The organism is Galactobacter sp. (assembly GCF_022712295.1).
Classification (GTDB): Bacteria; Actinomycetota; Actinomycetes; order Actinomycetales; family Micrococcaceae; genus Galactobacter.
This window is the reverse complement of record NZ_JALAGT010000210.1, coordinates 1-9878: the sequence shown is the minus strand read 5'-3', so window position 1 is coordinate 9878 and position 9878 is coordinate 1. Positions and strand designations below refer to the sequence as shown.

Here is a 9878-nt window from a genome sequence, read left to right as displayed (position 1 = left end):
TGGGTGTTCACGGTGCTACGCGCCGCGAACCGAGAAGGAACTCAGGCGTCGTCGTGCTCCAGCATGTGGTGGCCCAGATCCACATAGGACTCGGACTCGTTGGCGAAGCGTTTGCCATGGGCGTCCACCATGATGGAGTGCGGCATGGACCGCTCCCCCACGATGAAGGAGGAGAGGCCGCCCTCCACGGGCTGGACCGTGGCACCCCACCAAGCATCCTCCAGGTACTCCATGTCCGCCCCGACCGCTCGGGCCATGTCGATCCCTTGGCCCAGGGCTCCAGGAGAACCGGCCGGGTTGCCCTCCACACCCTGCAGCTCCAGGCGGCGGGCCTTGTCCTGGTCGAATCCCCCGGTGCCCATGAGGACTCCCTTACGGGCCCTGACGATGGTTGGAGCGCCGTTGTTGTCGACCTCGACTCCGGTGATCCTGTTGTCCTCGGTGATCAGCTTGGTGGCCCTGGCGTTGAGCCAGAGGGGCGCCTTGCCGTCCACGATCACGGCCTTCGCGAGGGCTGCCGCGAGTGCGCCGCCCATGCCCAGTTCTCGCCGTCCTCGGAGCAGGCCGCCGAGGGTGCGGAAGACCAGCTTGGCTCCCTGGAAGAAACCTCCCACGGTGCCGAAGGCTCTGGTCAGCAGGTACATGTCCCCGTTCATCATCGGGAACGGCAAGAGTGCGCGGGAATCCTTGCTGAGGTCGCCGAGCGGCTTGGCGTCCACCGGTTTCAGTTCAACCGAACGACCGATTTTTCCGCCCGGGGCCTCCGGGTAGTAATCGGGATAGTTCTTGGCCCGGGTCCACTCGAACCCGTAGCGCTCCGTGGTGGTGATGTAGTCCTCGATCCCATCCACGAAGGCTTCCTTGCGGGCTCGGTTCGAGGCGTCGCCAGGTTCACCCACGGTGGCTTCGAGGTAGGTCAGGGCTTCATCGCGGGAGTCGCTGACTCTCTCGCGGCGCATCAGTGGATTGTTGGGCAGCCACAGTCCACCGCCGGACATCGCGGTGTTCCCGCCGAATTTGTCCGTGCTCTCCAGGACGAGAACGCTGAGCCCCTCATCGATGGCTCCCAGTGCGGTTGTGAGGGCCGCCGCCCCGGAGCCCACCACCACGACGTCGTACGTGTGATCCTCATGGTGCTTGCGTGCTGTGGTGTTCATACCCATTCCTCGACCCGATTCTGTGATGTGGATCACGTTAGGCCGGTGCTGGAGTCAGGGGAAGGGCTTGCGGCTTCCAGTGGTCAGCGGATCACTCCTTGGGCCTGCAGCCGGTCCAAGGCCTTCGGGAGTCACTTGCGCCGCCTGCTGGCTGCCGGACACTGCGGAGGTGACTCCCCAACCCGCCGTACTCAGCGCAACCGACTCCCCAACGCAGACCCGAAACTCAGGAGTCATTTCCGCCGCCTACTAGCCGCCGATCACTGCGTAAGTGACTCCTCAACCCGAGACACTCAGCGCAACCGACTCCCCAACGCAGCCCCGAAACACAGGAGTCATTTACGCCGCCTGCTGTCCGCCGAACGCCGCGGAAGTGACTCCCCAACGCGGCGTACTCAGCGCAACTGACTCCCCAATCGGGCGTACTCAGCACAGCCGACTCCTCAATCACGTGCACCCAGTACATCCGATTCCTCAGCCTTCCCAGCCACGTTCCCGCAGAGCCTCAGCCACCCTACGCACTGACGTTTGAGGTGATCGCAGCACGTGAGTAGAGGTCAGCTCCACCACAATCCACCCGGCAGACTGAAGACGCCGGCGTCGATCTATGTCAGCGTCGTATTGCTGGGCCGTCCGGTGATGAGCGCTCTGATACTCGATGCACACTCTGTACTTCCGATACACCAGATCCGGGCAGGCCAACCACTGGTCTCCTTCCCAGATGTCCCGATTCAATTCGGGTTCAGGCAGGCCGGCTGCAGTGAGTCCTAGCCGCAGTTGCGTTTCCGGTCTCGACTTGCTGCCTACTCGTGCTCGCTCAAGCGCGAGCCTGAGACGTGGTGCGTGAGGCCAGCGGCCACGACCCAACACAGTGCGTAAGTCCTCCAACGTGCATATCGGCGGAGTCACACGTTCGGGGTGCCGACCGCCAGGGTCAATTCCTGGACAGATCAAGTGGTCCGCTGCCGCTACCAGGTCATCGTCGTCCAGGAATGGAGCCAGAGAAGCCCAAGTCGCTGCAGCCGACAAGGCCCGATACTCATTCCCATCGACGACATCGGCAAGATGGGACCTCATCCGTGTTGATTTCACACCTACCCTGCGCACCGCTGATGCCGGATACATGACGGCCACGTGCAACTGATCCAGCAATCCGTATGGCAGCGGTATCCGCCAGAGGACCGCAGCACTTGGACCGTAGAAGAACGTCCCGGGTGCCACCACTGCCAACAAAGCACGCATCCGCTGCTTGATCTCAGCTACGTGACCTTGGTCTTGCACTGGCAGCATCCGTGCCCCACGAAAAGGGCGGAAGAAGGCCGGATGATCTCTGGCAGCACGACTGATTCCGGCTTCAACGGCATCGTGCACCGCGAACACCGTGCCAGGTTCCGCTGGCAGTGGAGTACGTCTGGACATCCCCCAAGCCTGGCAGGAACACCACTATCGCCGTCAGCGTTATCCACAGGCCGAGCTTCGAAGCAGCCAAGAAACAGAGATCACCCCACACCCGGCGGTAATTCAGGAGTCACTTCCGCGGCGTATAACCGCCTGCACCCAGCACAACCGACTCCCGAGCTCATCCGGTTGTCTCAGGAGTCAGTTATGCCAGTCCAGTTGCCTCAGGAGTCAATTACGCCGGCTAAGGGCCCCACCACTGAGCACAACTGACTCCTGAGATGACCTTGGCCTCCGGCCGGGCCGGCTCAGCCCAGCTTTTCGGAGAGTTCCAGCCAGCGTTCCTCGTAGCCGTCGTTTTCGTCCTGCAGCGCCGCACGTTCGGCCTGCAGCTCGGCGAGGCCCGTGTAGTCGGAGGCGTCGTGCGCGGCCATCTTGGCGTCCAGCTTTTCCATCGCTGTGCCGACCTTCTCCATCTTCCGCTCCAGCGCGGAGACCTCCTTGCGCGCGGCGCGGGCCTCCTGCCCGGAAAGACCGGAGTCCGTGCCCGACGACGCGGGCCCACTTCCCCCGGGGACGGCACCGCCGGTGCCGGAACCGGACTTGGAGGACCGGGCGTCGGGCAGTGACTTGCCGTCCCCCTCCCCCGCCGCACGGCGGCGAAGATACTCATCCAGGCCACCGGGCAGGTGGCGCAAGTGATGGTCCAGGACGGCGTACTGCTGGTCGGTGACGCGCTCGATGAAGTAGCGGTCGTGGGAGACCACGATCAGGGTGCCGGGCCAGGAATCCAGCAGGTCCTCGAGAGCGGCGAGCATGTCGGTGTCGAGGTCGTTGGTGGGCTCGTCGAGGATGAGCACGTTGGGCTGGTCCAGCAGGATCAGCAGCAATTGCAGCCGCCGCTGCTGGCCACCCGAGAGATCCTTCACCGGCGTGGAGAGCTGTGCCGAGGAGAACCCCAAGCGCTCCAGCAGCTGGCTCGGCGTGAGCTCCTGAGCCTTGGACCCGGTGCCCAGCGTGTAGGAGGTGCGCAGTCCGCCGATCACCACGCGTACCGGGTCGTTGAGGTACTGATCCAGCTCATCCATACGCTGCGTCAGCGTGGCCACATGCACCGTCTTGCCGCGCTTGACCACACCAGTGGTGGGCTGCAGCGTTCCGGCGATCAGGGAGAGCAGGGTGGACTTGCCCGCACCGTTGGGGCCTAGGATGCCGGTGCGCTCACCGGGGGCCAGGCGCCACTCGACCTTGTCCAGCACGGTCTTGTCGCCGTAGGAGACCCCGGCGTCCAGCAGGTCCACGACGTCCTTGCCGAGCCGATTCACGGACAGGGACTGCAGGGAGACCTTGTTGCGGATCTCCGGGACGTCCTCGATCAGGGTGTTGGCCGCCTCGATACGGAACTTGGGCTTGGACGTGCGGGCCGGGGCGCCGCGGCGCAGCCAGGCCAGCTCCTTGCGCGCCAGGTTCTGGCGGCGCTGTTCGATGGCAGCGGCCTGCCGATCGCGTTCCACACGCTGCAGGATGTAGGCAGCGTAACCACCCTCGAACGGTTCCACGATGCGGTCATGGACCTCCCAGGTGTCGGTACAGACCTCGTCAAGGAACCAACGGTCGTGGGTGACGACCATGAGCCCGCCGGAGTTCTTGGACCAGCGCTGCTTCAGGTGTTGGGCCAGCCACGAGATGGCTTCGACGTCCAGGTGGTTGGTTGGCTCATCCAGCGCCAGGACATCCCAATCTCCGGTGAGCAGCTGGGCCAGGGAGACGCGGCGGCGCTGGCCGCCGGACAGGCCCTTCACCGAGGCATCCCAGTCCAGGTCCTGAAGGAGCCCGGAAATGACGTCGCGAACCTTGGGGTCGGACGCCCACACGTGATCGGGGACGTCGCCCACCACGGCCTGTCCAACCGTCAGGGAGTCATCCAGCGTGTCCGCCTGATCCAGCACGCCGACCGTGACGCCACCGCGCACGGTGACACGACCGGAATCGGGTTCCACGCGGCCGGCCAGCATCGCCATGAGGGAGGACTTGCCGTCGCCATTGCGGCCCACGATGCCGACGCGGTCGCCCTCATCCAGCCCGAGGGACACGGAGTCGAAGACGACCTTGGTGGGGTATTCCAGATGAAGGGCCTCGGCCCCGAGAAGATGTGCCATAACTGAGGTCAAGTCTAGTTGCCGAACCGTGGGCACGCGGCCCCAGCCCACGGGCTCAGTGCCACACGAGTCGATGCGCCAGCATCAGTCGACTGGACGCACTACGGTGACGCCGCTGTCCTCGGAGGCGGTCCACTTCTGGTCCGGCGCATAGACCGGCTCCTCGTCATCGGTGTTGCAGAAATCCCAGCTTTCACGGGAGAGCTTCACGGTTTCGGCACCATCATCGGTGTCGAACACGAGCCACTGGTGCCCGTCGTCGGCATCCGTATCGACATCGGCGGCCGCCTCACGGATGGATTCGGAAGCCGAGCCGGGAACTGCCCCGTAGGGGCAAAGCACCGCCAGCTGACTCCATGACGCCCCGTCGGCCGTTGTGGACGGCAACGTGAAGGAGGAATCGGAGGCTGCGTCTCGCAAACTGTCCTCGAACGACGGATCGGAGGAACACCCGGAAACGGACACCGCCAGTGACGCAGCAGCCAGAGCCACCACGGGAAGAAGCTTCATGCGCATGTAAACCACTCTAGGTTCCAAGCCTCCGCTCCTTCTGGGAACAAGTTGCTTCGACGTCCGCCGGTGCTCAATGACGTCCGCGGCGTGCATAGTCTGATTGTCATTGCAGGACGTGCATTCCCACCGCGGGACGGAACCAGAGGTCATCAGCGCAGCAGGTGGGCGCCACGCGCCGGGGCCTGCACCACGATGGTGCGGACGTCCAGTTCGTCGGCCACCACCGTGGCCAGCCGCTCCGCGGCGTCCCGGTCCTCGGCAGCCATGGCCACGGTGGGTCCGGTCCCGGAGACCACCTGCGCCACGGCGTCTGCTCGGCGGGCGGCACCCATGACCTCCTGCACCTCAGCGCGCAGGATCACCGCGGCGGTCTCGAGGTCGTTGGACACGCGAGTGGCGATGTCCACGATGCGACCGTCGCGCAGAGCGGCCACCAGGTCCGAGTCCACCCCGACCTGACCGGGGTCCTCGCGCCCGTTGAGTTCCTCCTGGACGCGCAGCTTGTCCATCTGCGCGTATACGTCCGGCGCGGGTACCGGATAACTGGCCGGAACCAGGACCCAATGCGAAGGTTCAACGTGCAGTAGCGGGGAGAACTCCTCACCCTGCCCCAGGATGATGCCGGCACCACCGGCCAGCGCCAGGGCAACGTCGGCGCCGAGTCTCATCGCCAGCCGTTGCAATTCCCCGCGTGAGAGCCCCAACCCCCACAGGGCATCGCACGCGACCAGAGTTGCAGCGGCGTCTGCCGCCCCGGCCCCGAGACCGGCGGCCGTCGGCACGTGGCGAGCGATGGACAGCCGCACCCCACCCGGATGCCCGGTGTAGGAGGTCAACAGGCGTGCTGCCTTCGCGGCCATATCGTCCTCACCCACGGCAGCGTCGTCTGGCGTGGTCGCGATCGAGGAGGCGTCGGAGATCTCCACGATGCACTCCCCCGGATCGCCGTGCCGGGCGGCCACGATCTCCTCCAGGTCGCAGGTGAGCACCAGAGCCGCGATATCGCGATCCCCATCGGCGTTCGGCGCGCCCACCTGCTGAGCCACACCGATGTGCGACGGCGCGGCCGCAGTGGCCGTGGCCCTCACAGCGCCGCTCGCGCCGCCGCAATGGCGACGAAATCGTCCACGGTCAGGGCCTCGCCACGCGCCTTGGGATCCACGCCTGCCCGCACCAGGATTTCCTCGGCGGCGGGGCCGCCGCCTGCCCAACCGGACAGCGCGGCGCGCAGCGTCTTGCGCCGCTGAGCGAAGGCCGCATCCACCACCGCGAACACGTTACGGCGTTCCTCGAGCGGCCAGGGGTCCTCGCGCTTCTCGAAGCGCACCAGCCCGGAATGGATCTGAGGGGCAGGCCAGAAGACGTTCTTGCCGATGATCCCGGCCTTGGAGGCCCTTGACCACCAGGCGAGTTTCACACTGGGCACACCGTACGTGCGCGATCCCGGCCCGGCCACGAGCCGATCGGCGACCTCGTCCTGCACCATGACCAGGCCGTGACGCAGGGACGGAACCACCTCGAGCAGGTGCAACAGGACGGGGACCGCCACGTTGTAGGGAAGGTTGGCGACCAGCGCCGTGGGCTCACCTTCGACGGCCTGCACCTTCAGGGCATCGGAGTGCACCACGTCGAGTCGCGAGGTGGCGCCTGGCCGGTAGTGCTCCACGGTGGAGGGAAGCTGAGCGGCGAAGGAATCCTCGATCTCCACCGCGGTCAGCCGGTCGGCGGCATCCAAGATACCCAGGGACAGCGACCCCAATCCGGGTCCCACCTCCAGGACGTGCTCGTCCTCTGAGAGGCCCGCAGCCGCCACGATCCGGCGGATGGTGTTGGGGTCGATGACGAAGTTCTGCCCACGCTGCTTGGTGGGGCGAACACCGGCCAGTTCGGCCAGCTTGCGGATATCAGCGGCACCCAGCAACTCGGGCAGTGCACGCCCGGAATCCGGCGCGGTGGGCTCGGAATCCGAGGGTGGTGTCTGCGATGAAGTGGAGTGCGGCTCGGTCACCATGCCAGTGTATCGGCGCCGCCTACTAGAAACCGCCCGGCCTGGTAACCGCGCGGTCACGAAACCGCCCGGTCAAGAATCAGCGCAGGCCGAGCTTGGCGGTGCAGCCGGGCCACTGGCCCCATCCGGCCTTGGCCTGCAGCTTCTTGGCGATCTCCACCTGCTGCGCTGCGGTGGCCTGGTGCGGCAGTGCGGCGTACTTGGTCCCGCCCTGGGCCGCCCAGGTGGAGGCCGTGAACTGCAGGCCGCCGTAGTAGCCGTTGCCGCTGTTGATGGACCAGTTCCCGCCGGACTCGCACTGGGCCAACTTCTGCCACACGCCATCGACCGATCCCGAGGGGCCGGACGCCGACGTCGAGGAATCCTTCGAAGCAGAGGAAGCCGAATCCTTGGTTTCGGAATCCTTGGACGAGGAATCCTTGGAGGAGGAGCTGGTCTTCTTCGAGGAGGAGTCGGACTCGTCGGCGTGCTTGGCGGTGCTTTCCTTCTCCGGAGCCTTGGTCCCCACCTGCACCAGCTTGGGAGTGGGTTTGGTGGTGATCTCGGAGGAGATCACCTCGGTGGAAACCACCTTGCCGTTGACGTAACGCAGCTTGGACACGGTGGTGCGCTTACCCTCCGTGGCTTGACGTACGGTCTTGGTCTCGCCCTGCTCCAAGTTGTCGGTCTTGACGGTGATGGTGCCTGCTGCGAGGTCGGAGGTGGTGGCCTTCTTCTTGGTCTCGACTCGTTGCCAGGCCACGCTGCCGCCATCGGTGAGGACGGTGTTGAGTGCAGGCGTGACCACGTCGTCGGAATCCGGCTTGACGCCCTGTTCCTTGAGAAGGTCCGCCACGTCGGTGGCGGTGGTGGAGACGGTGGAGCGCTGACCCGCCAGATCCAGGGTCACGCGCTTGGGCGTCACGACGGAGAGCTGCGAGGTGGAGGAGGCAAGGGCGACGTCCTTGCTCAAGGACAATTCGGCATCGTCCGAGACACCCAGCTGCTGGGCCAGGTCACCCACGGTGTCTGCCGTGGTGTCCACGGTGCGCTTTTCGCCATCCAGGTCCACGGTGACGCTGCGGGCCAGCTTCACTCGCACCGTGGAACCGGTGCGCACGGTGGAGTCCAACGGTGCGGAGACCTCGTCGTTGGAGTCCACGTCCACGTCAGCGGTACGCAGCACGTCCGCCACGGTACGCCCGTAGGTGTGCACGTCCTGGGACTGGCCGTCCACGGTCAGCGCCACGGTCTTGTCCGCACCGACGAACGCCACGGTTCCGGCGACGAGGGCGCCGAGGGTGAGTCCCTGCGCACCCTTGGTCAGGATGCGTTTGCCGGAAATAGCCACGTTGTGCCTCAAGTTCTAGTGCGTGCGGAGCGTGCTGGGCCCCGGAATTCGGGGTCGCGAGTGGAAAGTGAGCGTTTTGCGCTGCCCACTATCGTAACCGCGTCGTTATCTCCCACCAAGCACTTGTGACCTTTTCGAGGCATATTCCCGTGGTTCTGAGTCGCCCCCGTCAGAAGTCTCCGTACACGCGGCGCGTATTGGCCCGGATCCGCTCGCAGAAGGCGGCCAGGTCCACGTCCAGTTCCTCGGCGAGCGCCCGAACGGCCAGCGGAATCAGGTAGGGCGCGTTGGGCCTGCCGCGGTAGGGAACCGCGGTGAGAAAGGGTGCATCGGTCTCGACGAGCAGGTGGTCGAGGTCCACGCGGCCCAAGGCCGCGCGCAGTGTGTCGTTGTTCTTGAAGGTGGAGGTGCCTCCGAAGGAGAGGTACCAGCCGCGCTGATGCGCCAGCTCCGCCATGTCTTCGTCGCCGGAGAAGCAGTGGAAGACCACGGTGCCGCTGAAGCCCTCTTCGTCGAGGATGCGGATGACGTCGTCGTGGGCGTCACGGTCGTGGATCTGTACCGGCAGGCCGCGACGGGCGGCGATGGCGAGGTGGGCTCGGAAGGAGGCCTGTTGGGCGTCGCGTCCGTCCTCGCCGGTGCGGAAGTAGTCCAGTCCGGTTTCGCCGATGGCACGGACGCGGGGGTCCTCGGCCAGCCGGTCGATCTCCGCGAGCTCCGCCAGCAATGTCCCCTTGGCTTCGGAGCGGGCGGCGTCGTTGGGGTGGATGGCCACGGCGGCCAGCATTCGGGGGTGCCGGTTGGCTGCCTGCACGGCCCAGCGGGAGGACTCCACGTCGCAGCCCACCTGGATCACGCCCTCCACGCCCACGGCGGCGGCCGCGTCCAGAGCGTCTGCCGCGGAGACCTCCACCAGCCCGTCACGGAAGTCCAGGTGCGTGTGGTTGTCCACCACCGGGACGGGCAACGGCTCCGGAGCCGGCGGGTACACCAGCTTGCGCCTGCGCCCGTCCTCCCCCTTTGTAGAGCGGCCGGTGGCCGCGATGCCTTGAGGGGCAGCTGTGTCCGACGGCCCCGTACCCGGCTCCGCGGTACCCGGCTCCGCGTCGCTCGGCGCGTCTTCCTCGCGTGGAAGGTAGGCAGGAGGGGTCTCTCCGGGGACGACTGGGGGGTACTGCGCTGAATCGGGCATGACATCCAGGGTAGTGAATCGGATGAGCAATAAAGACGTCGGGGCCTAACCCCAAAAATGGGTGTGACGCCCCGCCGGTGAATGGCTGGATGGGACCTGACAGAGGAGGCACCCCAAAGCC

At 66.0% G+C, this 9878-nt stretch carries 8 protein-coding genes; all 8 read right to left on the bottom strand.

Going from position 1 to position 9878, the window contains the following annotated elements:
* Positions 1 to 41: 41 nt before the first annotated feature.
* The 8 genes from Q0A15_RS14995 to Q0A15_RS14965 all read right to left on the bottom strand — a co-directional run bounded on the left by Q0A15_RS14995 (position 42) and on the right by Q0A15_RS14965 (position 9757).
* Entirely contained in the window at positions 42 to 1157 is a 1116-nt protein-coding gene (locus Q0A15_RS14995) for an FAD-binding protein (protein ID WP_291280331.1), read from the bottom strand.
* 474 nt (positions 1158 to 1631) lie between these two features.
* Positions 1632 to 2234 carry an endonuclease domain-containing protein gene (locus tag Q0A15_RS15090; protein ID WP_367273415.1) on the bottom strand — a complete coding sequence of 201 codons (603 nt, stop codon included), beginning with the start codon at positions 2232 to 2234 and terminating at the stop codon, positions 1632 to 1634.
* A gap of 629 nt (positions 2235 to 2863) precedes the next feature.
* On the bottom strand, positions 2864 to 4714 hold the full coding sequence (locus Q0A15_RS14990) for an ABC-F family ATP-binding cassette domain-containing protein (protein ID WP_291280330.1): 1851 nt from the start codon (positions 4712 to 4714) through the stop codon (positions 2864 to 2866).
* Between the two features lie 84 nt (positions 4715 to 4798).
* The gene (locus Q0A15_RS14985; RefSeq protein WP_291280329.1) at positions 4799 to 5224 is read right to left on the bottom strand and encodes a hypothetical protein; all 426 of its coding nucleotides are present in this window, start codon (positions 5222 to 5224) and stop codon (positions 4799 to 4801) included.
* A gap of 152 nt (positions 5225 to 5376) precedes the next feature.
* Complete coding sequence (locus tag Q0A15_RS14980) at positions 5377 to 6315, bottom strand: 4-(cytidine 5'-diphospho)-2-C-methyl-D-erythritol kinase (protein ID WP_291280328.1); 939 nt, start codon at positions 6313 to 6315, stop codon at positions 5377 to 5379.
* On the bottom strand, positions 6312 to 7238 hold the full coding sequence (gene rsmA / locus Q0A15_RS14975; RefSeq protein WP_291280327.1) for a 16S rRNA (adenine(1518)-N(6)/adenine(1519)-N(6))-dimethyltransferase RsmA: 927 nt from the start codon (positions 7236 to 7238) through the stop codon (positions 6312 to 6314). Before rsmA ends, Q0A15_RS14980 begins: the two co-directional genes overlap by 4 nt.
* 76 nt (positions 7239 to 7314) lie before the next feature.
* A complete protein-coding gene (locus Q0A15_RS14970; RefSeq protein WP_291280326.1) occupies positions 7315 to 8565 on the bottom strand; it encodes a resuscitation-promoting factor in 1251 nt (416 codons plus the stop codon).
* A gap of 169 nt (positions 8566 to 8734) precedes the next feature.
* Entirely contained in the window at positions 8735 to 9757 is a 1023-nt protein-coding gene (locus tag Q0A15_RS14965; RefSeq protein ID WP_291280325.1) for a TatD family hydrolase, read from the bottom strand.
* Positions 9758 to 9878 lie beyond the last annotated feature (121 nt).